This is a genomic window from Moorella glycerini, assembly GCF_009735625.1.
Classification (GTDB): Bacteria; Bacillota; DSM-521; order Neomoorellales; family Neomoorellaceae; genus Neomoorella; species Neomoorella glycerini.
The window spans coordinates 2095027-2119883 of record NZ_CP046244.1 but is presented as its reverse complement, the minus strand read 5'-3'; the positions used below and the strand labels follow the sequence as shown (position 1 = coordinate 2119883).

29 protein-coding genes and 3 pseudogenes are annotated in these 24857 nt (G+C 49.5%); 10 read left to right on the top strand and 22 right to left on the bottom strand.

The window, feature by feature from the left end; translation table 11 throughout:
- Positions 1-75: 75 nt before the first annotated feature.
- From MGLY_RS10490 to MGLY_RS18520, 16 genes and pseudogenes are all read right to left on the bottom strand, one after another.
- Complete coding sequence (locus MGLY_RS10490) at positions 76-1494, bottom strand: transposase family protein (protein WP_156273636.1); 1419 nt, start codon at positions 1492-1494, stop codon at positions 76-78.
- 2 nt (positions 1495-1496) lie between these two features.
- On the bottom strand, positions 1497-2411 hold the full coding sequence (locus MGLY_RS10485) for a Druantia anti-phage system protein DruA (protein WP_156273634.1): 915 nt from the start codon (positions 2409-2411) through the stop codon (positions 1497-1499).
- Between the two features lie 151 nt (positions 2412-2562).
- Positions 2563-3441, bottom strand: a complete 879-nt coding sequence (locus MGLY_RS10480) for a hypothetical protein (RefSeq protein ID WP_170291025.1) — start codon at positions 3439-3441, stop codon at positions 2563-2565.
- Between the two features lie 62 nt (positions 3442-3503).
- A complete protein-coding gene (locus MGLY_RS10475; RefSeq protein ID WP_211661865.1) occupies positions 3504-4022 on the bottom strand; it encodes a hypothetical protein in 519 nt (172 codons plus the stop codon).
- Entirely contained in the window at positions 4006-4269 is a 264-nt protein-coding gene (locus MGLY_RS10470; protein ID WP_156273630.1) for a type II toxin-antitoxin system RelE family toxin, read from the bottom strand. The genes MGLY_RS10475 and MGLY_RS10470 overlap by 17 nt, the downstream gene beginning before the upstream one ends.
- Positions 4270-4272: 3 nt before the next feature.
- The gene (locus MGLY_RS10465) at positions 4273-4722 is read right to left on the bottom strand and encodes a hypothetical protein (RefSeq protein ID WP_156273629.1); all 450 of its coding nucleotides are present in this window, start codon (positions 4720-4722) and stop codon (positions 4273-4275) included.
- Between the two features lie 18 nt (positions 4723-4740).
- Positions 4741-5016 carry a hypothetical protein gene (locus MGLY_RS10460; protein WP_156273627.1) on the bottom strand — a complete coding sequence of 92 codons (276 nt, stop codon included), beginning with the start codon at positions 5014-5016 and terminating at the stop codon, positions 4741-4743.
- 45 nt (positions 5017-5061) lie between these two features.
- On the bottom strand, positions 5062-5277 hold the full coding sequence (locus MGLY_RS18830) for a hypothetical protein (RefSeq protein ID WP_422880113.1): 216 nt from the start codon (positions 5275-5277) through the stop codon (positions 5062-5064).
- Between the two features lie 99 nt (positions 5278-5376).
- Entirely contained in the window at positions 5377-5922 is a 546-nt protein-coding gene (locus MGLY_RS10450) for a hypothetical protein (protein ID WP_156273625.1), read from the bottom strand.
- 133 nt (positions 5923-6055) lie between these two features.
- Positions 6056-6232 carry a nucleoside-diphosphate sugar epimerase/dehydratase gene (locus MGLY_RS10445; RefSeq protein WP_156273623.1) on the bottom strand — a complete coding sequence of 59 codons (177 nt, stop codon included), beginning with the start codon at positions 6230-6232 and terminating at the stop codon, positions 6056-6058.
- A gap of 12 nt (positions 6233-6244) precedes the next feature.
- Positions 6245-6370 (bottom strand): nucleoside-diphosphate sugar epimerase/dehydratase, encoded by a 126-nt coding sequence (locus MGLY_RS18525; protein ID WP_277997844.1) that lies wholly within the window; start codon positions 6368-6370, stop codon positions 6245-6247.
- Positions 6371-6373: 3 nt separating this feature from the next.
- The gene (locus tag MGLY_RS10440) at positions 6374-7120 is read right to left on the bottom strand and encodes an HD domain-containing protein (protein WP_156273621.1); all 747 of its coding nucleotides are present in this window, start codon (positions 7118-7120) and stop codon (positions 6374-6376) included.
- Between the two features lie 104 nt (positions 7121-7224).
- Entirely contained in the window at positions 7225-8907 is a 1683-nt protein-coding gene (locus MGLY_RS10435; protein ID WP_422880108.1) for an IS1634 family transposase, read from the bottom strand.
- Between the two features lie 146 nt (positions 8908-9053).
- Positions 9054-9677 carry an HD domain-containing protein gene (locus MGLY_RS10430; RefSeq protein ID WP_156273619.1) on the bottom strand — a complete coding sequence of 208 codons (624 nt, stop codon included), beginning with the start codon at positions 9675-9677 and terminating at the stop codon, positions 9054-9056.
- Complete coding sequence (locus MGLY_RS10425; protein ID WP_156273617.1) at positions 9652-10095, bottom strand: hypothetical protein; 444 nt, start codon at positions 10093-10095, stop codon at positions 9652-9654. The genes MGLY_RS10430 and MGLY_RS10425 overlap by 26 nt, the downstream gene beginning before the upstream one ends.
- Before the next feature lie 262 nt (positions 10096-10357).
- Positions 10358-10783, bottom strand: a pseudogene (locus MGLY_RS18520) (polysaccharide biosynthesis protein); the annotation flags it as partial.
- Positions 10784-10825: 42 nt separating this feature from the next.
- On the opposite strand from MGLY_RS18520, the gene MGLY_RS18825 reads away from it, so the two are divergent.
- The 9 genes and pseudogenes from MGLY_RS18825 to MGLY_RS10375 all read left to right on the top strand — a co-directional run bounded on the left by MGLY_RS18825 (position 10826) and on the right by MGLY_RS10375 (position 17746).
- Positions 10826-10912: a hypothetical protein gene (locus tag MGLY_RS18825; protein ID WP_246187486.1), complete on the top strand. Its 87-nt coding sequence runs from the start codon at positions 10826-10828 to the stop codon at positions 10910-10912.
- A gap of 154 nt (positions 10913-11066) precedes the next feature.
- On the top strand, positions 11067-11393 hold the full coding sequence (tnpA, locus tag MGLY_RS10410) for an IS66 family insertion sequence element accessory protein TnpA (RefSeq protein WP_156273613.1): 327 nt from the start codon (positions 11067-11069) through the stop codon (positions 11391-11393).
- The gene (tnpB, locus tag MGLY_RS10405; protein WP_156273611.1) at positions 11387-11743 is read left to right on the top strand and encodes an IS66 family insertion sequence element accessory protein TnpB; all 357 of its coding nucleotides are present in this window, start codon (positions 11387-11389) and stop codon (positions 11741-11743) included. The genes tnpA and tnpB overlap by 7 nt, the downstream gene beginning before the upstream one ends.
- 80 nt (positions 11744-11823) lie before the next feature.
- The gene (gene tnpC / locus MGLY_RS10400; RefSeq protein ID WP_422880093.1) at positions 11824-13419 is read left to right on the top strand and encodes an IS66 family transposase; all 1596 of its coding nucleotides are present in this window, start codon (positions 11824-11826) and stop codon (positions 13417-13419) included.
- A gap of 30 nt (positions 13420-13449) precedes the next feature.
- Positions 13450-13599 (top strand): hypothetical protein, encoded by a 150-nt coding sequence (locus MGLY_RS10395; RefSeq protein ID WP_156273610.1) that lies wholly within the window; start codon positions 13450-13452, stop codon positions 13597-13599.
- A gap of 159 nt (positions 13600-13758) precedes the next feature.
- Positions 13759-15405, top strand: coding sequence for an IS1634 family transposase (locus MGLY_RS10390; RefSeq protein ID WP_156271558.1), 1647 nt, complete (start codon positions 13759-13761; stop codon positions 15403-15405).
- Between the two features lie 76 nt (positions 15406-15481).
- Positions 15482-16630, top strand: a pseudogene (locus MGLY_RS10385) (transposase); the annotation flags it as partial.
- Position 16631: 1 nt separating this feature from the next.
- A complete protein-coding gene (locus MGLY_RS10380; RefSeq protein WP_156271579.1) occupies positions 16632-17432 on the top strand; it encodes an ExeA family protein in 801 nt (266 codons plus the stop codon).
- 11 nt (positions 17433-17443) lie between these two features.
- Positions 17444-17746: a hypothetical protein gene (locus tag MGLY_RS10375; RefSeq protein ID WP_156271580.1), complete on the top strand. Its 303-nt coding sequence runs from the start codon at positions 17444-17446 to the stop codon at positions 17744-17746.
- Positions 17747-17886: 140 nt separating this feature from the next.
- On the opposite strand, the gene MGLY_RS10370 is transcribed toward MGLY_RS10375, so the two are convergent.
- Positions 17887-18819, bottom strand: coding sequence for a radical SAM protein (locus MGLY_RS10370; RefSeq protein WP_156273606.1), 933 nt, complete (start codon positions 18817-18819; stop codon positions 17887-17889).
- Positions 18816-19544: a thymidylate synthase family protein gene (locus MGLY_RS10365; protein WP_156273604.1), complete on the bottom strand. Its 729-nt coding sequence runs from the start codon at positions 19542-19544 to the stop codon at positions 18816-18818. Before MGLY_RS10365 ends, MGLY_RS10370 begins: the two co-directional genes overlap by 4 nt.
- 120 nt (positions 19545-19664) lie before the next feature.
- On the opposite strand from MGLY_RS10365, the pseudogene MGLY_RS18275 reads away from it, so the two are divergent.
- Positions 19665-19804 (top strand): annotated as a pseudogene (locus tag MGLY_RS18275) (IS110 family transposase); the annotation flags it as partial.
- Positions 19805-19854: 50 nt separating this feature from the next.
- On the opposite strand, the gene MGLY_RS10360 reads toward MGLY_RS18275, so the two are convergent.
- From MGLY_RS10360 to MGLY_RS10345, 4 genes are read right to left on the bottom strand one after another with little or no spacing between them, the layout of a single operon-like run.
- Complete coding sequence (locus tag MGLY_RS10360; protein WP_156273602.1) at positions 19855-20715, bottom strand: protein phosphatase 2C domain-containing protein; 861 nt, start codon at positions 20713-20715, stop codon at positions 19855-19857.
- Positions 20715-21803, bottom strand: a complete 1089-nt coding sequence (locus tag MGLY_RS10355) for a tetratricopeptide repeat protein (RefSeq protein WP_156273600.1) — start codon at positions 21801-21803, stop codon at positions 20715-20717. Before MGLY_RS10355 ends, MGLY_RS10360 begins: the two co-directional genes overlap by 1 nt.
- Positions 21769-23682: a polysaccharide biosynthesis protein gene (locus tag MGLY_RS10350; protein ID WP_156273598.1), complete on the bottom strand. Its 1914-nt coding sequence runs from the start codon at positions 23680-23682 to the stop codon at positions 21769-21771. Before MGLY_RS10350 ends, MGLY_RS10355 begins: the two co-directional genes overlap by 35 nt.
- A gap of 20 nt (positions 23683-23702) precedes the next feature.
- The gene (locus MGLY_RS10345) at positions 23703-24842 is read right to left on the bottom strand and encodes a DegT/DnrJ/EryC1/StrS family aminotransferase (RefSeq protein ID WP_156273596.1); all 1140 of its coding nucleotides are present in this window, start codon (positions 24840-24842) and stop codon (positions 23703-23705) included.
- Between the last annotated feature and the right edge of the window lie 15 nt (positions 24843-24857).

Here is a 24857-nt window from a genome sequence, read left to right as displayed (position 1 = left end):
ACGGCAAAGTACCCCACCTTTTAAGGGGGGCTTGAAAGCAAGGGATTAAGTTGCAGCTGGCGTAAGTATTAAAGATTAAAAGGCCATTCGTATTCTAGGGGCTTTGATACAGAGGGCCAACAGTTGGTCGCGATTAATCCAGCGGTGCATCCAAGTCTCCCGGAGAAACTTTAGGGTTCCCCGCAGGCCCAATTCCCGTACTTTTCCCATTAGGGCTTCCGTGTGTAAGGTCAAGATATTTAACAGATGCCCCAGGTGCATGATTAAATGCCAATTTTTCATCGCTGTCCAGTTAAGGGAGAAAGCGTGTTCATACTGATAGCCCTGATGCTTTTCCGTCAGGATATTTTCTTCAATGTCCCAGCGGTGGCGGGCCGCACGATTGCAACGGGCCACGATATTTTGTTTCGTTAATGGCCGCGAGGATACCCAGGCCCAGTGGGCCTCCTTCTTTTCTCCATTCTCTTCCCACGTCTCTGTGCATCCCGCCACATGAATTTTTAACCGCCGCCGGGACCCGGGAGCTTCCCGGAACTCATAGTCGATATGGTTGGCCCACCAAAAGTTTTGCTCCCGGTTGCCCCAATGGTACTTTAGGGTCTGGTCCTTTTCCAATTTTCTAATGGCCTGTGCCTCTTCCCAGACACCGGGCAGGCGGTCCCGAGGCAGGATAATCATAAAGTCCATATGTAATTGGCGACACAGGGTCATCATTGGTCCATTGGCATACAGGCCGTCAGCTACTACCATCAAGCGTAACTTGGGAAAGGCTTTACGCAGGCGTACCAGCAGCCGTTTGCAGCCCTTTAGTTCGCAATCCTGCTTGGCGAATAAGGCCTGCTCGCCGGCGGGGTTCTCACAAAACTCCGTGAGCAAGGGGATGGTTACCCCCTGGGGGCCGACCAGGACTGCTTCTAAAGCATAAGCGGCATATGATACCTCTTCCCCACGTTGACGGTGGAGGGCTTCTTTAGCCCAGGGCCACCGGCGCGCTATCTTCTGGGTCCCATCGATGGCTACTATATAATGCTTCTCTACCAGTAATGCCTGGAGTTGCCGGTTGCGCAGCAGTCGTTTGATTGTTTGAACCATCACTTCTTCCAGTTGGTCCGGATCAATCTTTTCCAGCAGGCGATTGACGGTGTCCATATGGGGGATACTTTCAATCTCCGGAAATACCTCCCGCAATAGCTCCCAAAAGGTGGGCCGAGTCAGTTCCCGGTTGGCTTCCCTCCTTGAGCTATAGGCGAAGATGAATAGAAACAGCGCGAAGGTAAGTAGGACAGTCAGTTTATGCCGCATACTTCCGGGGCGACGCGGGTCCGGTATACGTGAGAATTTCTCGAGCAATATTGGTAAATTGGCCCGCCATACTGGTAGTTGCGCTGCCAGGGCCGCTTGCCGTTCGGTTTCCTCTCCTGCACTGCCGGCATAGGCGCATTTACAATTGGGTAGGGTCGCCGGGTGGAGGGACTCGGGATGCCGTAAGGCCATACTTATTCCTCTCCCTCGTCCAGTGTTTCTTCCACAGGCTCCGGGAAGGGTTCCACCAGCCGCCGGCGCCAGTTTCGTACCAGGGGGTATACCCAGATTGATTTAACTGAGACGGCATATTGCTTAAAAGTGTCCTGGCGGCCTCGACCTGCGGTCTCGCCAATTTTGATCCAGTTGGCCGCCCGGTAACAGGTGCCCTGGTATTCAGGTTCTACAAAGGTTTCTAAAAGAACAGGTTCATAGCCATAGCGTTCCCGCCAATCCGCCCGGATGCGGCGGGAACTCAAGGCCAGGGCTCGACTCGCCAGATGGGGAATTCGTACACCCGGTAGAATCAAAAACCGATTGTTGTTGACGATACGGGGGCGGTAACGCCGGCGTTCCTCAGCTGTCCAACCGATCCACTTGTCCCGCGCCGCTAAGGCCTTGGCGGCGGGGCCGAACAACATCGCTCCTACTATCTCCCGGCCCTTGGCTCCTTGGACCCGAATCCAATACCGTTGTTGCGCCCCGATGGCACGAAGATACCCTAAAGGATGGTAAGCCGCCATGGTGGCATTCCAGTCCGCCCTTTCTTCAGTTCTAACAGGCTCTACCGTCACCGGCGATACTTCCTTTAGGCAAGCCTGTAGTTCTGTTTGGACGGCTCTCCCTACTCGCTCCCTCCTAACCTGGCGGACCCGGTTCTGTTGTAGTGGTGGTAAGGTGATAACCCCTCTTTGCTCTAGCTCCCGTAAAAGCTTCCGGCAGGCTTCCATCTTTAACCGGCCATTCGGCGCCTTCCAGGGCAAATTCTCGCATATAGTCGCCGCGATTTCTTCACGGCTTAATCGTGAAAATTGCTCTACCGTAATACGTATTAAGTTGATATCCGCCTCGGTAAACTCTCGATCCCCAATCCAAAAAGGCACGTCCATCTGAAATTTCACCTCTCTATTTTTCCAAGGCTATTATCTCAGATTGGCTCGTGCCTGTCCAGTCCTATTTGCAATAAAGTTTTTTTGTAACTCGTAATTAATCCAGGCGTCGCAAGCTCCTTTTTGTTAATGCGTCAGCACTGAATCGCCTCTAACAAGGCCCATTTTCATCCGCTACAGTTGCAAGGTAATCGTGACCCTTTTCTACATCCGGGAGAATAAACCGGCATCCCAGGGCATCCATGGGATCAAACATTAAAATGCGCCAGAATGTATTGCGGGCGGCATCAAACTGGCCCAGGCGCCACTGGCAGAGGCCTAGCCCGTGCAGGGCGCGTAGAAAAGGGCGATTATTTATCCAGCTCCACGGAAGCAGTCCGTTAAAGCCTGGCGGCAGGGCCTGCTCGCCAACTTTAACCCCTGCGAGGTAACGTTGCATCGCTCTTTTTGCATGCCAGGCGCTGCGCCCATCTCCAAATGTATATGTGCCCAGGTGGACAAAGGCATCAATGCAGCGCAGATCTTTGGTCAGGCACCCCTGCAAAATTTCCCACGTTTTATCAATATTGCCCTGATGAGCATATTCAACCGCCAGGGATATTGGGTCCTCCATTTCCTCAGGGTTCGCCCCTGGGATAATTTGCTCCATTTCAAATACCTCACGGGGACCTGCTTTCAGAACAGCAATTACCCACTCAGGTAAAGACGAAGGCAATTCCCGGTCCGGATCAATTTCCCACAGCTCGGCAAAGTAATAAAAAGAATCCCAGGTGCCATGCGAGTACAGTCTCAGGGGAACAGGTGTTAATACAGAACCGTCTATGTAAGAATAAATGACTTTACCCGAAAGATAAGTATGCTTCTTGTATTCCCATTCTTTATTGGGGATGACCCTGAGGATTTCTCCCTCCGTTTCATCCCTGACGCCTCCGACCGGCCGTAAGGTAATAATCTTTCGTTCCGGTAACCGGAGGCAGCGCAGATTTGTCATTCCTGCCGCCAAAACGATTAGTTCTATTAAATCCGGCATAATCATACCCACCCTATCCCTGCGGTTATTATAGTTGCTTCTTTTCCTAATAGGCTATCCGGCTATTTCCAGGCGCCGGCATCACGGAAAAGACTCGCCGCCCACAGGAAAGCATTCTCGTAAATAATGTCCTTGTCCAGGGGTTCGAGAAGGGCTACCTGCTTTATGCGCTCATGTACCTCCTGTACGGATACCAGTTTTACCGGCATTCCCTCTTCTCTGGCTTTACTCACTGTTTCAAGCACTAATTTGTTGGGTGGCAGGAAACACCAGATCTCATAGACCACCTGGTATTTCATTTCCCTTTGCAATGCTGCAAACTCTGCATAGCGCTGGAGAGCGGCAACTTTTTTCTGTACCCGGCGTAACCTTGTTTGCAGTTTCTCTTTTGCTGCAAAATGGTATGTACTGGAAAAATCCATGCCGTAAATTTCTCCAGGTTTATGGGCAAAAGCCACTACCGGGACAATATTTTCCCCGGGAATATCCAGGCTCACCGTACAGCCTTTTACCATTTCATAATAGGCCAGGATAAAACCGCGTTCAATATCCGCCTTCAGGTATTTAGGTAATTTGCGCACCATATTGTCCTCCGTGAAAGGGCCCGATGTATGTAATTTTATAGTGGATTCGATAGCTATATGCGAGCGCATAGTGCCATCCGAGATAAGACAAATCTCCCTTAAACTTTTCTATCTTACCTCCCGGAGCAGAATATGGATTATTTTCGATATCAATAAAGGCCTGCCTGAGTTTTTTCTTTTCAGCAGGCCTAAACTGGTCAATCTGTTTCTGCACTTTACTGCTCAAAGGCAAAATAGTATACATCTTTTACAACCCCTCGGAAGCCAAGAAATCCCGCCAGTCCACACCGTTTCGCGAATCCCCTGCCCCGCTTTCCAGCTCTTTTAGCATATGAGGTTCTTTTTTCCATAAAGCAGTATACTCCCAGGCAAGGAGAACGCGTCGCAGAGCTTCTAAATCACCATTCCTTACGCTCTGAATGGCAACAGATAAAAGTTCCCTAAGAAGCTCTTCCTTTTCATTTTCATTGAAAACTTTGATGGCAAGATCCGGGAAGCGTTCATCAGGTTCCTGTTTAATTCCGGGTACCATCACAAGGCCCCCTTTTAATGTAGAATTAGAAGGTACAAAGTTAATTTTTACTTCCTGGTTAATTACCTGGTATATGACTTTAGGTGGCAACTCTTTTTCCGTGCCATCATTTATCATTGGTGGATCAATTTCGGCTAATAAGCTTTTGCGTCTTCCTTTACTCATTATATTCTTCCCCTTCCTCTAAAACAATATCTTGTTTTTTTGGACAAGGAGCCTGTTGAAGAGATCGCGCATACGTTCAATATGATCCCAGGTAAATGCAAAACGAGCTACTAACCTCCCTCCTGCTCCCTCAGGGGAGTTCTGCCCGGGTTGGAGAGTAAATTCCGGAAACCGCTGGATAAAACTAAGAATCACTATCTCCGGGTTTGATGAGCTTTGTACTAAATCAATAAATTCAATATGCATAGCTTGCTGATCAGCGATTAATGGAACCACGGCCATATTATCCTGCATACTCTTAGCCTCCCTAAAAATTATTTATTCCTTTCGGTATGATCACTACCCCACCTGCACCAGTTCCTGCCCCTTCTCTACCCGGAAGCCAGGCAGGACCAGGCGCAATACTTCTTCCACCCCGGCCATATCGGCCCGCCAGCCGGGCTGGGAAACCAGCCCCAGGAAGCGCTCCAGCCCGGCGGCTTCGAATTCCTCCGGCCGGGCAATGAAGATCCGCTCATGGGAAGTGGCGTTGACCCCCTCCCCGGCCGTGAGGATTTCTTCGTAGAGCTTTTCCCCGGGCCGGATACCGGTAAAGGCGATATTTATGTGCTAAAAACTTTTTTAAGCATTTCTATATCAAATAGCAGCGTATACCTAATCACTGTTTACCTTATAATCGTAACATGAATTGCAAATACATAATTTATTATCCTCAAATAATCTGCCGCACTCTATACAGAATTTCAGTTCGTCGTCACGCCATTTACCACCACATGAAAAACAAAAATATCTAAAGTCTTTATTATGCTTCCCCATATCAACTAAACTTTCTATCTCGCATGAAGGGCAATCATGTTGAGGCCATTGAATACCTTCTTTTATCTTTTCGTAATGGCTAATACCTAAAACTTCGCTAATATATTTATCCGCAATCTTTTCTGCCGGACCACTATAATAACAAAACAAACATTTATTTTCCGGAATAATAAGTGCTAGTTGTCTACAGGATGGGCAGGGCATTAATACATTGCCATTTTTTTGGGCCTTTTCAAATTCTCCTTCAAGCGAATTAAGCCTCTCAGTAATGAGCACCTCAATATCGCATACATTTTGCCATATTTTATTCAAGATCATACCTTCAGATGTACGGTCTTGCTTAGTGAGTCCTAATTCTTCATCAATAGAGAGGAATGATACCATTTAATAAAAAGTCCAGGCCGTTTTCAAGTAAGGTATATTCAATTTTATCCATTTCTTCACCTCATAATTTAAACCATAATTCACACTATCCGCTCCACTACCCTGCATCCTAGCCCCAGGGATTTACACGCTGCTATACGGCTTCCCGCCGGGTAGCTGGGGCGGAAGGCATAGCGATAATAACTTCTTCCACCCCGCTGGCGGCAATCTGTTCCATGGCGGTGGCCAGGCCCAGGATGGGCACACCATGGATGCCGAATCCGTGTTTGGCAGGATCGTCGTCAATAAAGCCAACTACCACATAACCCATCTGGCGGTTATTTTAAAGCTCCCGTAGGACCATCTCCCCGGCGTCGCCGGCGCCATAGATGGCTACCTTCCTTCCCTCCCGGTTTGAAGTACCAAAGAAAAGCTGGTGAAAACCAGTGTCAACTAGGGGGTGACACATTTTTTACAACAACCGCCCCTCATTCAACCTGTTTATTAAAATATTTCTTACCTGATCATTCTTTACAAAAATGTAAGGGATCTCACGAAAAGGATTTTGATAGATACTTTCCTGAAAGATCTCCTGGAACCTCTTACGTTTATCACCAAGCATAATATAAACCGCCTTGCCGGCAACAGGAACAAAGGGTTTAAAATCAGCAACGGCAATATAGAAATCTCCCTTAGTAAGGCCATTATTTGCTTCTATAATCCTTCGCTCAAGTTCTTCTAACCCGTCTTCTTCTTTGCGAAACTGGCCAACAAGTCTGATGAACGCATCCTGGTGAGCAGGGTCCTTTATTATTGCTTCGAACTCAAAAGGTGTTTTCCAGAGCGATTTATAAAAAGCCCGGTTAAATAGTTGATTATATAGTTCCCGGGCGTAATCATCAATACTCATATATTTACGAACAAAGGTAATCAAATCATAGTCATCTGCCAACTTTTCCGCTATTGATTCATAGGTAAATAACTCTTCCCGCCCTTCAGGTACTGTATTAATCAAGTATTTAATAAGACGCCGGAAAAGAAAATCAGTATAAACAGTGATATGATGGTTATACACCCAAAAATAAAGTGCATTCCTTCCATATATAAGGTTGCCTATAGTACTGAGGGCTTTACCAGAGAACGCCAATGTTCCGTTATGAATTGTATATGCCGAAATAAGCCGTTCAGCGTCTATAGCTATTAGCTCAGCGCCGGACATAAAAGCATCCCGTAAAACCCGAGTTCGACAGTTGCTAGGTGAATAATAAGCGCAACAGCTTGTTGCGCAAGGGTTTCAGGGATCGGCTTTTTGGGCGCGTGTTACTAGGGACCCTTTCTGGCCTTTGTTTCGACCGCGATTATTTGCGGCGGTTCCTTTATCCCAAGGGTCTTGAAGATATGCTGCTGTGGCGGGGTTGTTTCCGTCCTTTGGAGTACCCTGCCCTCAGGACCAACAAATTCGCCCAGGTGCATGCGTTCCAGGGTCTGGCGGATGTTCCGCCAGCTATCCTGCACTTTCGTTTCAGCTACCCGGATTAGGAGCAGTCCCAGCCAGCACAGGAGGACGTGAGCATGGATGCGGTCGCTCAGGCGATGATAGACCGGCCGCAGCTCTAAGGACTGCTTCATGGTGCGGAAGGCATCCTCTACCTCAAGCAGTTGCTTGTAGCCGAGGGCCACGTCTTCAGCACTTATGGTATCGTCCGAGGTTCTTAAAAGGTATTTGCCGTCCAGCTTCTCTTCAGCTTTCACCCTGGCCGCATCGATATAGGGTTGTCCCTTCTTGTCGGTCTTGAGATAGCGGCCATAAGTGGGATGGGCAATGAGCTGGCAGCAGGCTTTAGTATGGGGTTCGCCTTTGAGGTCCCCAATGGCCGCTAATTCTTCCTTGAGGCGGGCCAGGATTTTCTCCCGCTCCAGTCTGTCTTTTTCTGCTTCTTTAGGGTTACGTACCAGGATATATCGTACCCTTTTTTCGCCGTCGCCGACGATAACTTCTTTAACTTCAAGGTTATCCTTGACAGTTTTGTAACGGCCCGGCCGGGCAAGGGCCTCTGCCACCGTATCCTTGCCGCTGCGCATCTTTTCGCCGGCAATGTAGTGGCCGCCGGCGCGCTGGAGGTAACGAAGGTTGTCTTCCGAAGCAAAACCGCGGTCGACAACAGTAATGACCCGGCCCAGTTGCCAGCCCACCAGGTCCTTTTTGACTTGCTCGATTACCGCCATGTCGGCGGTGTTACCCGGCCAGACCCAGCAGCGTACCGGCAGGCCCTCCCTGGTGACAGCCAGGCCGATTACCACCTGGGGTAAATCCGGCCGGTGGTCCTTGGAGTTGCCTTTACGCCGAAGGTGCTGCTTATGGTCCTCCGGATTATCCTCCTCTTCCACTTCAAAGTAGGTGGAGGTGGTATCGAAGTACAGGAGATCGACTTCCAGGTTGAAGAGGTGGGCCACGGAGAAGAAGATATCCTTTTGCAGTTCTTCAGCAGCCTCCAGTAAGAAGTCCATGGCTCGGTAAAGGTTTTGCACCGGCACGTCCGGGAGGCCGGGAATGAAAACATCGTGGCTGACCCAATCCTCGGTCTTAAGTTTACTGGCCGGGTTCAAAGCCCGGTTGGCTACCATAGCGAAGATGGCTCGTTCTACCGGCGCCTGGAACTTACGTTTGGCCAGCAGCCCGGCTAAAACGCGGTTGATACCCAGCTGGTTCCAGAGCTCGTTTAACACCCAGGCGCCACCTATAGGCCGGCTGGAGACAAAAGTTAGGGGAGCGCTGCCGTTTAACTCTGCCTGGGTGCGTAAAGCCTCTTCCGGTCCCAAAAAACGCGTAATACTCTTTACCAGGCGGACCAGGGCTTCCCGGTCTACATCCTCTTCGCGGCCGAAGTTGAAGAGTACTTTGGCTTTCGGGTAGCCGGCCTTGGGGTCCCAGACGTTGTGGGCAAGCTGGATATAACGGACAACAGAGCCGTCCTTGTTTTTGCGGGAAATAGTTCTTATGTACATGTCTATATTATAGCGCATGTACTACATTACCATCAAGTTTTAATCCCGAAATCGTGTGCCTATGTGATTTTTGATTTTTGAGCTCTCCCAAGATCGGGAAACGTTGATTTATAAGGGTTCTTCATCTGAAAAGCAGTCATTTTTGCCTAGCAACTGTCGAACTCGGGTAAAACGTAATCAAGCTTATCTACATCAATATCAGAATTAAGAATATCTATGAGACAATCTTCTGTAAATTTATCCGATGTATTATACTTTTGCCCCGTTATCATTCGACAAAGTAAATCCAGGTCAACGCCATAGCTTAATAACCTGTCGGCAAATTTATTCAAGACTATTGCGCAACTACATAATTCATGTGGAGATCCTATTGAACCCATTATAGTATTTGTTAGCCCTACATTATTAAGACCAATGTTAAGCCAGTTAATAAGCTCTTCTTTTGAATAAAAAGCCTCCCCGAGATGAGAAAAAGGGGCATGCCCGATATCATGTAATAGACAGGCATATCGTACTGTGTTGGATATCCTTTCATCCGCATCAATACCCAATGATTCCAAAACTTTCATGCCTAAATGCATAACGCCTAGCGAATGCTCAAAGCGGGTATGATTAGCTGAAGGATAAACAGAATAGGCACCTGTTTGCCGGATACGCTTTAGACGTTGAAAAAGTGGTGTATCAATTATATGTAGATCATTTTCGCATAAAGATATATACCCATGCACTACATCGCGGATTATTTTAGAGGTTTTCCCGCCATGGTTCAAGAGAAATAACCTCCCTTAATACTCTTAAAAAAATCTGCCTTTCTTTTTCAGAAGGCCATCCTATCTCCCTTAAATTTTGCGATATCCTATCCAAACGATATTCCTCAAAGGGTTTGCTTGCTTCAAAGCATATATCATTTTCGCCTGGGTCCTGGCATTCACGTAAAAAGTGATTAGAAAGCCAATACCATATTTCCTCATCTACTGTTTCACTAAAAATGGCATCACCAGTCCCGGATATATTTCCCCTAAATACAGCATTTATATGAATCGTCGTCTCTTCCAACCGCTTAGCGACCTGGAAAACAACCCTCGTTACTTCTTTCCTGGTACCTCTTTTCTTCTCAGCAAAATATGCCAGAACAATGGGTGTAGGACCAATTACTACTCCTTTCTTTGCAGATACTTCGCTCTCCACAATTATCCCTCCGTGAAGGTTTTTATTCTAAAACTATTTTATTCCACTTAGCACAAAAAGACCAGTCCCTACATTTCCCTTAGCCACCAGGAGAAAATATCCCGGATCCGTGACAGGCCATTTGGAAACGCTGCCTACCCCACCTGCACCATTTCCTGCCCCTTCTCTACCCGGAAGCCAGGCAGGACCAGGCGCAGCAGTTCTTCCACCCCGGCCATATCGGTCGCCAGCCGGGCTGGGAGACCAGCCACAGGAAACGCTCCAGCCCGGCGGCATCGAATTCCTCCGGCCGGGTAATGAAGATCCGCTCATGGGAAGTAGCATTGACCCCTTCCCCGGCCGTCAGGAGCTCTTCATAGAGCTTCTCCCCGGGCCGGACGCCGGTAAAGACGATTTCAATATCCCTTCCCGGTTCGTAACCGGACAGGATAATCATGCTCCGCGCCAGGTCTACTATTTTCACCGGCTCGCCCATGTCAAGGACAAAAATCTCCCCGCCCCGGACCAGGGCGCCGGCCTGGATGACGAGCTGCACCGCCTCGGAGATGGTCATAAAGTAGCGGGTCATTTCCGGGTGGGTCACCGTCACCGGCCCGCCGGCGGCAATCTGGCGCTGGAAAAGGGGCACCACGCTGCCCCGGCTGCATAAAACATTCCCGAAAAGCACGGCCGCGAAAAACGCCTGGGTACCACTTCTCCTGAAGTTGAAGCGAAGATAAAGACTTTATCAGTGGAGCAGCTAGATGACCTGGCTGAAAAGATACTTGACATCACCAGCGAGGCTGAACTGCTAAGGGTTCTTGCCCTTAAACATTGATATAAACATTGATATAAACATTGATACTTAACCTCCACTCTGGGCTTAAGGTCGCCCTGGCATCAGTAAGCGTCAAATACAACCCACCTTGGCGCAATACCCAAGTTTAAGGGATAATCTTCCTCAGAAAACAAGCTGAGGAGGATTTTTTATTATGACCAAAGCCGAACTGCAAGCACTATGGGCAACCCGGATAGCCGAATACCAGGCCAGCGGGCAAAGCGTCAGAGAGTGGTGCGCCTCCCAAGAGGGCGTTAGCCCCAGGCAGTTATGGTACTGGCTGCGGAAGTATAAAAACCAAAACGTAGTTTCCTCTGGGAAATCCAACCGATGGTTACCGGTAGAAATAAGTGAAAAGGCATCTATAGATCAGGGCCATACTTTACTTGTCAAAATAGGGCCGGCTGGCATCGAGGTAAGACCCGGTTTTGATCCCGCCTTGCTCTCTCAGGTAGTCCGGGTGCTGGTAGCGATATGCTAAACGAAGCTGGCATCGACCGGGTTTATCTCGCCTGCGGCGCAACGGATCTGCGCAAGTCCATTGACGGCCTGGCGGTGCTGGTCAAGGAAGGGTTCGAGCTGGACCCCTTCTCTTCCTGCCTTTTCGTTTTCTGCAACCGCCAGCGGGATAAACTAAAGATCCTCCACTGGGAGCATAACGGTTTCTGGCTTTATTACCGCCGGCTGGAGAAGGGCAAATTCCCCTGGCCTCAAGATACCACTTCTGCAACCATCACCATCAACCGCCGGGAGCTGCGCTGGCTGCTTGACGGCCTCCCCATCAAACAGCCCCAGGCCCATCCCGAGGTAAAAGCGCGCACCATCTTGTAATATAAAGCACCAGAAAGAAATATTTGCTGTTTATGGTTGATTCTAGAGGAATTCGACGCGATTCGTCGAATCATTAAAGCATGAACACTTCGCAATCTATCGCCGCCATGACCATAGAAGAGCTGCAAAGCCGCTGCCTGCAGCTGGAAGAGCAATGTATGCAGCTGGAACAACAAAACGCCGAACTGACCGCCAAGCTAAACTGGTTTATGGAGCAGTTCCGTTTAAGCAAGAAGCGGCAATTCGGTGTTTCCAGCGAACGGACTGAACCTTTGAAAGAGCAGCTTTTACTTTTTAACGAAGCGGAAGCGGAAGCCCGGCCGGATGCACCTGAGCCGGATTGGGAAACCATCACCTACCAGCGCCGCAAAGGGCGCGGCCGCCGGGAGATGAACCTGGAAGATCTGCCGGTAGAAGTAGTAGAGCACCGCCTGCCGGAAGAAGAACGGGTCTGCCCGTGCTGCGGCGGCCCTTTGCATGAAATGAGCACCGAGGTGCGGCAGGAACTTAAGGTCATCCCGGCCCAGGTGAAAGTGGTTAAACATGTGCGCTACGTCTATTCCTGCCGCCGCTGCGAGCGGGAAGAGATAACCACTCCCGTTATCACGGCACCTATTCCGGCCCCCGTACTTCCCGGCAGCCCGGTATCACCCTCCCTCATGGCCTACATTATGACCCAGAAATACGGGGTAGGCCTACCCCTCTACCGCCAGGAGCAGCAGTTTAAAGGTTTGGGGATTGAACTGTCCCGGCAGACAATGGCCAACTGGGTGCTCCATGGAGCCAACACCTGGTTAGCCCTTATTTACGACCGCCTCCATGAATACCTGCTTACAAGAGATATCCTCCATGCCGACGAAACCACCTTACAAGTGCTTCAGGAACCTGGAAGGGAAGCTACCACTAAGTCTTATCTTTGGCTTTACCGTACCGGGCGGGACGGACCTCCTATAATCCTTTACGACTACCAAACCACCCGGGCCGGCAAACACCCCCGCCGCTTCCTGGCGGGTTTTAAGGGTTATTTACACGTTGACGGCTATGCTGGCTACAATGAGCTTCCGGATGTCACCCTGGTCGGCTGCTGGGCCCATGCCCGGCGCAAGTTCGACGAAGCATTAAAGGCCCTGCCGGAAGATAAACGCAATGCACCCGTAGCCGCCCGGGAGGGGCTGGAGTACTGCAACCGGCTCTTTGCCATAGAGCGCGAGTTGAAAGAGGCAACACCAGAGGAACGATATCAAATCCGCCAGGTGCACAGCCGGCCCGTGCTGGACGCCTTTTTGGCGTGGCTCAAAAACCAAAAAGCCCGGGTACTGCCTAAAAGTTCCTTTGGCCAGGCGATTTACTATTGCCTGGGCCAGTGGGATAAACTCGTAGCCTTCTTGCAAGACGGGCGTTTGGAACTCGACAACAACCGCAGCGAGCGCTCCATCAAGCCCTTCGTCATCGGCCGTAAGAACTGGCTATTTGCCAATACCCCGCGGGGTGCTAAAGCCAGCGCCATTACCTACAGTATTATAGAAACAGCCAAAGAAAACGGGTTAAATCCCTTCCACTATCTCATTTACCTCTTTGAAAACCTTCCCAACCTGGACCTCCAGGACAAAGATGCCCTGGATCAGCTTCTGCCGTGGTCGGAAACTCTGCCTCCTGTTTGCCTAGCGAATAATTAAGCTTGTTTTTGCCCCCACCTCAGGTGATACGTGGGGGCTATTTTACGCTTACCTCTTTTTCGCTTTAGCTTGATTGCGCCGTTGTTGCAGGGTCAGGTAGCCAGCAGGAAGGCCTACCTGGAGAGTATTACGGCCAGACCCCATGAAGTACCGTATTATGGCCTCTGCGACTATACCTGAGTTTATCAGTTGCGACATTTTACTGATTCAAGAACCCAGATAAAATCTAGCTTTGGGCGTTAAAAATAGCCCAAAAAGCGAAAAACGTAGTGGCAACTAATATTGTGAAATACCAAATATTATCTAGACAATAGGCAATGTTAGTGGTATCATTTAAGCATGTTCATCAAAATAACTAAAACCAAAAACCACCAGTACGTCCAGCTAGTCCAATCTTACCGGGAAAATGGAGCTGTTAAACACAAGGTCCTCCTCAATCTCGGTCGCCTGGACGAGATTGAAAACAACCCCAGCTTTCAAAGACTTGGTAAGCGCCTCTTAGAATTGTCCAAGGCCAGGGAGGTGACCAGTTTAGCCAGCTTTTCCGAGGCGCAGATCAAGAACTGGGGCTATGTGGTCTACCAGAAGATCTGGAACCAATTTGAGCTACCCAAACTTTTAAAGAAGATCAGTGCCAAACGTAAGGTACAATTCGAATTAAGCGACGCCAGTTTTCTTATGGCTATCCAGCACCTCCTTGAACCCAGGAGTAAATTAGGTACCTACAACTACCAGCACCGTTATGCCAGTTTACCCGACGTAGCCTTAAACCACCTCTACCGCTCCTTGGATTTACTCTGCGAGTATAAAGAGTTGTTGGAGGAGGAGATGTTCCAAAAGAACCGCCACCTTTTTAACATGCAGGTGGATGTGGTTTTTTATGATGTAACGACCTTTTCCTTTGCCAGCGTCGAAGCCGACACTTTACGCGATTTCGGCTTCAGTAAAGACGGTAAGTTCAACGAAGTCCAGGTGGTATTGGGCCTGCTTATTGATTGCGAGGGGCGGCCCATTGGCTATGAGCTTTTCCCCGGCAATACCTTTGACGGCAAGACCCTGGAGACGGCCTTAGAAAAGCTGGAAAAACGTTTTGGCCTGCGCCGGGTGATCATCGTCGCCGACCGGGGGATCAACAGCAAGCTTAACTTAAAACGCATAGTGGAACGGGGCTACAGCTACATCTTTGCCGCCCGCATCAAGAGCATGAAAAAAGAGATTACCGATATGATATTGGACGAAAATGGCTACCAGGAGATAAAGGACGATGAAGGAGAAGTCCTTCGCTACAAGGTTATCGAGTACATAAACGAATTCACCGCTGAAGGGAAAAAATACAAATTACCCGAAAAACTGATCGTCACCTACTCCAGCCGGCGGGCGGAAAAAGACCGGGCCGACCGGGAAAGGTTAATCGAGAAAGCCCAAACCCTTTTAGAAAGCAAGGCCAAAATCCAGGCCAGCAACAAACGTGGCGGCAAGAAATACCTCAAAGAAATAGACTGTACGGGCACGTGGATACTGGACGAAGAAGCCATTGCCCGGGACAAACAATTTGACGGCTACTACGGCATCCAGACCAGCGAGAAAGAAATGAGTGCCAAAGACATCCTGGATGCTTACCATAACCTGTGGCGGATTGAAGAATCTTTTCGCGTCATGAAAAGCACCCTGAAAGTCCGGCCGGTTTTTCACTGGACCGAAAGGCGGATTAAAGGACACTTTGTAATTTGCTTCCTCGCCTTTCTTCTCGAACGCACTCTGGAATTCAAGCTCCGGCAAGCGGTGGAAAATGCCTCGCCGGCAGAAATCCGGGAAGCGTTAAACTCCCTCAACTTTGCCGAGGTAGAGATCAAAGGAGAGGTGTTCTTTATCAAGACCCAGAGTACAGAGTTGAGCAAAAAGATCCTGCGCCTAATGCGGATTGCACCGCCGGGAAACATTACCCGTGTAGAGGAGTTTGCTGCCCGCTGGCAGGACCGGTTGTAGTGGCAAAATGCGCGTCTTGTTTTCTATTTTTCTAGGTTTTATGCGGGTTCTAGGGATTCAACTGATAAAGTCAGGGGCCAGACCCCATGAAGTACCGTATTATGGCCTCTGCGACTATAGCCCCCAGACCATTGCCAGCTGGCTCAGGGATTACCGCCGCGAGGGGTTTGAGGGGTTAAAACCGAAAAGGCGTTCTGACCGGGGAAGGCCGCGGGCCTTATCCCCGGAGTTACAGGAGCAACTCCTGGCCCTGCGCCAGGAGGAGCGTTCCTGTCCGGCTTCTGTCTTTTATGAACAACTGGTGGCTAAAGGTGTTATTTTACCGGACGCCGTTTCTTACGCTACCATTTACCGTTTCCTGAAATCCAGGGGGCTTTTAGGCCGGGAGATGCGGCGGGAGCCGGAACGGAAACGCTTTGCCTATGATACGGTGAATACCCTCTGGCAGGGGGATGTGGCGGCCGGGCCTTACCTTCGCGTTGGCAACAAAAAGGTGGCTACTTTCCTCTTTGCTTTTATCGATGATTGTTCCCGCCTGGTGACTTTTGCCCAGTTTTTTACTTCCGAGAAGTTTGAGTCTTTGAAGGTGGTCTTCAAGGAGGCTATCTTACGCCGGGGCATTCCGCAGATGGTCTACGTGGATAATGGTAAAATCTATCGTTCGGAGCAGCTGCAGCTGGCCTGCGCGGCCCTGGGGATAGCCTTGATCAATACTAAACCCTATGACCCGCAGAGCAAGGGTAAGATCGAAAGGTTCTTCTTGACCGTCAGGCAGCGTTTCTTGCCCCTGGTTAAAGATGAACACCTTAAATCTCTGGATAACTTGAACCGCTCTTTCTGGCAGTGGCTGGAGGAAGATTATCACCGCCAGGTCCACAGTGCTTTGGGTATGAGCCCCCTGGATAAGTTTATGTCCCAGTTCAGCCAGGTTAAGATGGTGAGCGACCCGGCTGTTCTGGAGCCGCTTTTTTTCAAGCGGGAGGAACGGCGGGTACATCATGATGCTACTATCTCCATTAACAAGCGCCTTTTTGAGGTGCCGCCTCAATTTATCGGCAACCGGGTGGAGGTGCGCTTTGACCCGGAAAAACTGGAGCGGGTCTTGATTTTTGTGGCCGGTAAAGAGGTGGCGGTGGCACAGCCGGTGGCGCTCAGTGTTAACGCCCGGGCAAAGCGGGAGAGCAAACTTTCTTTTGCCAGCTTACAGGGAGGGGGCCAAAACTAGAATGTACCAGGCTTTTTATGGCTTAAAAGGGGCTCCTTTTGGCAAGGAGCTAAAACCCCAGGATGCCTTCCTTTCCTGCAGTTTAAAAGAAACGAGGGCCCGGCTGGAGTATTTATCCCGCGTCCGGGGCATGGGGGTCCTGGTGGGGGAACCGGGAGCCGGTAAGACCTTTGCCTTGCGGGTCTTTTGTGCTAATTTAAACCCGGCCCTCTTTAAGGTTATTTATTTGCCCCTGGCCACAGGGACGGTCATGGATTTTTACCGCGGTTTGGCCCGGGGCCTGGGGGAAGAACCGTCTTTCCGCAAGATTGACCTTTTTCACCAGATCCAGCAGGCGGTCCAGGTGTTCTTCCGGGATAAAAAGATTACGCCCGTCTTCATCCTGGATGAGATGCACCTGGCTAACCCCAAATTCCTGCTGGACCTGGCCCTGCTCTTTAATTTCGCCATGGACGCCTTTAATCCTTTTATCCTGGTCCTGGCCGGCTTGCCTTTTTTGTTGAGCCGCTTGGAGTTGAACCAGACCCAGTCTCTGGCCCAACGCCTGGTGGTTCGCTTCCAGGTGGAACCTTTAAACCGTGAGGAGGTGGGCGCCTACCTGGAGCACCATTTATCCCTGGTGGGGGCTACCAGGCCTTTATTTGAGCCGCCTGCCGTCGAGGCCATCGCTTCTCGCTCCCGCGGCTGGCCGCGCCTGGTGAACAACCTGGCCCTGACTTCCCTCCTCTGGGGCGCCCAGCTTAAAGCCCAGCTGATTAGTGCTGATGTGGTCCGCCAGGCAGCTGCCGAAATTGGCCTCTAAGGGTGGTGGCTATGCTTAAGCTTGCTTCCCCCAGAGACGTGGAAAGTCTCCTGGAGATCCTGGCTTTCGTCCTCTGGGCGAATACTTCTGGTTCCTACGGTGAGGAATTGGAACGCCCGGTATTGGATTTCGCCCGCGACCTTTACGCTGAATTGCTAAAATACCTGGAGTCTTTCTATACCGCCCGCGAGGAACCCCATTATTACAGCTTTATTTGCCAGTTGCAACTGGAACAAGGATTTGATTTCCAGAGAAAACGCCTGGCTGCCCTTGATAAAAAATTGGCGGAACGGTTCAAGGCCCCTTCTTTTTAGGCCGCGTTGAGCGGCTTTTTTCTTTGGGGATTTTATTGTGCTAATGTGCAATTCCTGAGAATTTGGGGTGCTGTAATTTGATAATCTTGCAGTTTGTGCCGGCGGCGTGAGTTACTTTAATTTGAAAAACGGTGGTTAATTTAATGTGCTAAATGACAGCAAGGCTCAGCAAAACCTTTGTTTAAGTAATCTCTAACAGCCTTAAGAAATGGGGAGTTCTCCCAACACTCTTTTAAAGAGTATCTAGTTAACGTTGAAAAATGTAAAGTACCAACTAGTTCTTCTGCTTTAATCTGTTTAAAAGCATCACACGGGTATATACGCAAATCAGGCCCTACTATTAACCTATCCTTTGCCGCCATACATGAAGGCTGGTCATTAATTAAAAGGAAATTAAAGGGTGATCCTGTCCTAATGTCAAATCCCATTTTTCTAAGATTAACTATCATCTGCTTAAGTTCGATGTTCTGTATACGATTCAAGGCATATTTTCTTAAAATATAACCTCGCCCTTGCGGGACAAACCTAAGGAGGCTTATACGGGAAACACCCATTTGCCTCGCTAGCCTAGCTATTTCAGAAAGATTTTTGTAATTAATCTTTAACGGAACAAAATGGAATTCTGTCTGATACCCTAAATTAACTGCGGCTGAAACTGCTTTCATCGTTGCATTAAAACTTCCATTTATACGAGTAATTCCTTCATGTGTATATGAATTTGCACCAAAAACACTAAACACAACCTTACTAACACCACATAATTTAAGAGTATAAAGCTTTGTAGAACTATCTTTGATATTACCTGATGTATAAACTATTATCTTGTTTGTATGTTGAGATGCTTTTTGTACTACTTTTTCCAACCCCTCCCAAATTAATGGTTCGCCACCGGAAAACACTATTTTTTTTACTCCCATATCATTTGCTTCTTGTACTATATTGAGGCATGAATTTAAATCCATTTCACGATTACATGATGGGCTAGAGTCGCTTGAACAATGAATACAAGCTAACGGACATTTATGAGTTACCTCGATTTTTATTTCCTTGAGGAGATTAGGTAAAGCCATCATAAACTGTCCACCAATCTTTTAAAGTCTCGCTTATGAGAAGCAATAAAAGCGTGAGATGATATACATGTTATTCCTGTAGGAATTGCTTCTATTTCTGCTGCTAGGAATTTGAGAAGTTCGCATAAACCCCAATAATTTCCATAAGTTCGTTCAAGAAAATCATGGTTTCGATAAACACATAGTAAACTTAATCTTTTTGGTGTTGAAGGTTCTTGTTGTATCGCAATATAATTAAGGCATGGTCCACCTAAAGGTTTAACAGTTTCCCCACCCGGTTTTTGAATTACGATTGTATATGCTGCTTTATGGATTCTACGTGAATTGTTAATAGCATTTATTATATTCTCAAGTTGATTTATAACCCCATTAGTACCTTCATAATATGTCATTCGTCTAAAGTAATTGCCCCAATATTTACTACTACCATATTTGCGTTCATAAAAACCATGGGGTTTATTATAAACATGAAATAAATTACTTGCCGTTCTATACCGCCTGTAGAGTTTGTAAGGAAAAATTGTATAGGCCACTGCTTTGGGATCTAAAAGGTTATGGGTAAAGGCAAATCTTGAAACAGATCTGTGAAAAATAGTATCGAAGTTGTTGGGATTTGTAATATGTACTATCAGATTCCATAACTCCCATTTATTCTGAACGATTAGCCTGGAACCTTTAAGCCATGCTTCTTGGAAACTTTCCGCATTAACTAAAACAGGATTTAACAACACCCTTACCCCCCTTTTCTTCCTAACCACTCATGTCTGCTTGACACAACCCATAATGAAAAAGATCAAGTGGGCAATCATTCTGAAATTTAAAGTAGCGGGGTGAATTAAATATAAGCCATTCTGGAAATCTGTTGTGGACTGAATGCCCACGAGGAAACTGTCGTCGACTGCTTGCTAAAAGGCGATGTTGACGGGAAACCGGAAGCAACTGTTCGACGTTTTCCCCCTTCCTTTTCGGGCTTGATGAACTGAAAAACTAGTTAGAAGCGAAAAGCTGCCGGCATGTGTATTTTATTTTCTGGGTCCATTATAAGGTACGCCTATCGGCTTCATCCCCCAACTCTACATATAAAGCCGTAGCATCATCGTGGGGGCTAAAGCGGGGGTACTGCAGGCATTCCAGGTCGTCTTGTTCTAGCTGCCGGAGCCGTTCGGCTAATTCAGTGAGGGAGCTTTTTTTCAGGTCCTGAAACAAAAAGCCCCAGGTGGGATAAACATGAAAAGTGTCAACCAGCCTGGAGAAACCGTCTGTTGCTAAAATAAACTCACTGCTGTTTTCCAAATTAACCGTTCCTGTCAGGGCATTCTTAATCGCTTCGGGGCTGCCATTGAAAATCCAGTACCCGCCAGGTGTGTTCATCAAGGACCGGTGCCGGCGCAAAATCGGGAGTATGGCCTGCCTGGCGGCGGCAGAAGTCAATCCTTCCGCCTGGAAACGCAATTTTTCTTTTATCGCCTTTGCATCAAGTCTTCTTATGGCATCATCGCTGATGACCCTCAATTCTTCACCGGATTTAAAAGCCAGGGTCACATCGCCGAGCAAGAAATATTCAAGAAAATCCTTGTTTACCCTTACCAGCGCTATACTGCAACTAGGAAATTCCCAGGGCTGCCGATTTTCATTGCCAGCCAACTCCCGCCTTACCGCCAAGGCAGCCATCCTCATTATTTCTGGCAAAGCGGCGTTTCGTTCCTTAATCCCGCTCCTTATAACTCCCTCCACCTTATTTATCAACCAGCAAACTTCCGCGGCAGCATCTCCGGTATACGGTGTAACTAAAGCTGTGGCGCCATCCATTACCCAGAAAGCTTGAGCGTCATAACCGTACAGGTCTTCATTTATGTCGCTCCCGGCTAAAGAAATCGCTTCTAAACGTATGACTTTCATTATTTAACCAGAACTCCTTTGAAGGCCAAAGAAACAAAAAACAAAATGAGGGCCAGGGCCAGTACTATTATAGTCCTAGACAGATATGCTCTGCCGTGTAATACTATGCTTAACCCACTATAAATGTATAATAAACTGCCGGTAAAAATTAATAGCAAAATCACTCCTTGCTCAAAGGTCAACCTGGAAACAAATTGAATACTGCCCACTGTAAAGGAAATAATGGCTGCAAACAAGCCCAAAAACTCCAAATTCTGCACCCGGAATTGTTTAAGCTGCTCCTCTGTTTCCTGCCTTGCTTTATTAATTTTTCCTTCCGCTTCAGCCAGCTTCTTGTCAACCTGCCGGGAAAACTCCATTTGCCTTATTTTCCCTAAAATATCTTGATACCCGCTGTAGCGAATGGGGTAATCATGGGCTGTGGAGTCTTCCATATCTATCGCCTGCTCTACTGCTTCCCGGGCTTCCTTGAACATCCCTTTAAGAGCCAACAATCTCCCCCTGGTACTATAAAATTTAGGATAGGTTGCCTCCAGCATAATGGCTTTGTTAATGGCTTCCTCGGCCCTGTTTAAATTGGCTTCCGATTTTTCGATTTCCCCTTCATCCATCAAATTAATTAAGGCTTCGGCCAAGCTGTGCTGGACACCTGGATTTCCGGGCATCAGTTGAGCAGCCTGCTGAGCATAGTCTAACGCTGTTTTTAGGTCTTTGCTACTGCCAGTGCTTCTATAATAAAGGGATAAAACGTGGGGAAACATGGGATGATGACTGAAGCGGTGCCTATATTTCTCTATAATATCATGGACTTTTGTTATATCTCTCTTATGACGGTAATAGATATTCAAAGCAAAGAAGCAGGCGAAGGCTATCAGGTCTGCTTTTTCCTCTCCCGTTACCGGAGGCTTTTCGAGGACTTCCGTTAGCAGGCCATTAATATCAGGTATTTTCTGGGCCATTTTGGTGAGATATAGTTCAAAGTTCCTGTCTGTTTCTGGAGGCAGGGCTGCCAGGAACTCAAGCAAACGTTCCCTGCTTTTCTCTGTAATCATTTTAAAGAGCATGTCCTCGTATAACTTCTTTGCCAAAGCTAACCACCTCCCCCAGCTGCACCAGTTCCTGCCCCTTATCTACCCGGAAGCCAGGCAGGACCAGGCGCAGCAGTTCTTCCACCCCGGCCATGTCGGCCCGCCAGCTGGGCTGGGAAACCAGCCACAGGAAACGCTCCAGCCTGGCGACGTCGAATTCCTCCGGCCGGGCAATAAAGATCCGCTCATGGGAAGTAGCATTAACTCCCTCCCCGGCCGTCAGGATCTCTTCATAGAGCTTCTCCCCCGGCCGGACGCCGGTAAAGACGATTTCAATATCCCTTCCCGGTTCGTAACCAGACAGGATAATCATGCTCCGCGCCAGGTCTAATATTTTCACCGGCTCGCCCATGTCGAGGACAAAGATCTCCCCGCCCCGGACCAGGGCGCCGGCCTGGATGACCAGCTGCACTGCCTCGGGGATGGTCATAAAGTAGCGGGTCATTTCAGGGTGGGTCACCGTCACCGGGCCGCCAGCGGCAATCTGGCGCTGGAATAAAGGTACCACGCTGCCCCGGCTGCCCAGGACGTTACCGAAACGCACGGCCGCGAAACGGGTCTTGCTCCGCCGGGCCATTTCCTGGACCACCATCTCCGCCACCCGCTTGGACGCCCCCATGATGCTGGTAGGATTGACGGCTTTATCCGTGGAAATCAGGACGAAAACCTTGCTGCGATGCTTATCGGCCGCCCGGGCCACCACCCGCGTTCCCAGGACGTTATTCTTAATAGCCTCGGCGGGGTTCATTTCCATCAGCGGCACGTGCTTGTGGGCGGCAGCATGGAAAACCACCGCCGGCTTATACTTCCGGAAAAGCTGGTCAACGGCGGCCTCGTCCTTCACATCCACTACAGCCTGGACGAGCTCAATATCCGGGAAACTGCGGCTTAATTCCTGGTGGATTTCATAAATACTGTTCTCGCCGTGGCCCAGCAAAATTAACAGTCCGGGGCCGAAGCCGGCCACCTGGCGGCAGAGCTCCGACCCGATGGAACCGCCGGCGCCGGTCACCAGGACCACTTCCCCTGCCAGGTAACCGGCCATGGCCGCCAGGTCGACCTGGACCGGCTCCCGGCCCAGGATGTCTTCAATCCTTATCTCGCGTATAGGGTCAACCTTAACTGAGCCGTCCAACAAATCATAAATACCAGGTAAAATGCGCAATTCAGCACCGGTACCATGACAGATTTCAACAATCTCACGAATAATCTTGCCCCGCACCGAAGGCATGGCGATAACGATTTCTTCAATACCAAAGTCCTCCACCAGCCGGGGTATATCATCCCTGGTGCCCAGGACCGGCAGGCCGTACAGGGTGCGGCCCTGCTTATTGGGATCGTCATCGACAAAGCCGACGGGGTGCGCCTCACTGCCGTAACCGTTACTGCGACTGCGGAATTCACGGGCCACCATAGCCCCGGCATCCCCGGCGCCGACGATCAGGACGGCCCGCCCACCATTACGCACCATTGGGAAGCGGTATTCGCGGAAAAGGCGCCAGGAAAGGCGGGAAAGGCCCACCAGGGCAATAATCAGGATGGTCCATAATGCAAAAATGCTGCGCGGCAGGGGAAAAGTACCGCCGACCATGCGGAAATAAGCCAGGGAGACGCTGGCCATAGTTCCCACCAGGGTGGCTGTAACGATGGCCAGCAGCTCGTTAATGCTGGCATACTGCCAGAGGCGGTTATAGAGGCGGAAGGAGTAAAAGGAAGCTATATAAAATAAGGTGGCCAGGGGCACCAGCCGCAAGGCGCCGTTTATGTACACAGGTTTAATAACACCGTCAAAACGCAGCCATAAAGCTAAAAACAAAGCCGCATTGACTGCTACAGCGTCAACGGTTATCAAGGCCAGGGTGCGGGTAATTCTATTCATGGCCTCTTTCCTCCGGTTTTCTAATATTCCTCCAGTGCCTTCTCCAGGGTCTCCACGACATAATCAATTTCTGCCGCCGTCAAATTATTGTAAAAAGGAATGGCAATACTCGTCCGCCCGGCCGCTTCGGTAACCGGGAAATCTCCTTCCTTATACCCGAAGGCGCGGTAGAAAGGTTGCAGGTGGATGGGAGTAAAATAGGGACGGCAGCCGATGCCTGCTGCCTGCAGGCGTTGCATAACATGGTCGCGCACCGCCGCCTGTTTGGCCGGCGCCGCCTCATCCATGCCGACCCGGATTACATAGACGAACCAGCTCATGCGGGTTACTTCCGGCGCTATGTAAGGCAAACGGATGCCGGGAATTTGCACCAGCCTCTGGTTATAAAGCTCCGCCACCTGCTGCCTTTTCGTGATAATCTCCTCAATCCTGCCCATCTGCGCTAATCCTAAGGCCGCCGAAAGCTCGTCCAGGCGGTAGTTGTAGCCCAGGCGCTCGTGGTTTAACCAGACGCCCCCTTCACCCCGCCCCTGGTTGCGCAGGCTGCGGCACAGTCCGGCCACCCGCTCATCATCGGTGACAATCATACCGCCCTCGCCGGTGGTAATCTGCTTATTGGGGTAGAAAGCAAAAACAGCACCGTCGGCAAAGCTGCCGCTCCCCGTTTTTACGCCCTTATACTCTGAGCCCAGGGCTTCGCAGGCGTCTTCGATGACCACCAGGCCGTGGCGACGGGCAATGTCCCGGATGACATCCAGCCGGGCCGGCTGGCCGAAGGCGTCAACCGGTAAAATGGCTTTTGTCCGGGAAGTAATGGCCTCTTCAATAAGATTCGGATCTATATTTCCGGTTTCCGGCTCAATATCGACAAAGACCGGCCTGGCCTGCTCATAAAGGATACAGTTGCTGGAGGCGATAAAACTGAAGGGCGTGGTAATAACCTCATCGCCCTCACCGATGCCATAGGCCTTGATCAGCAGGTGCAACCCGCTGGTGCCGCTGTTTACCGCGATACCATACCTGCGTCCCACATAGTTTGCCACAGCCTCTTCAAACTCCACCATCTTTGGCCCCAGGGCCAGGAAGGGCGAGCGGAGAACCTCGTTGACCAGATTTATCTCCTTTTCGGTGATATCCGGGCGGGAAAGGGGGATTTGCATTTTACTGCCCCTCCA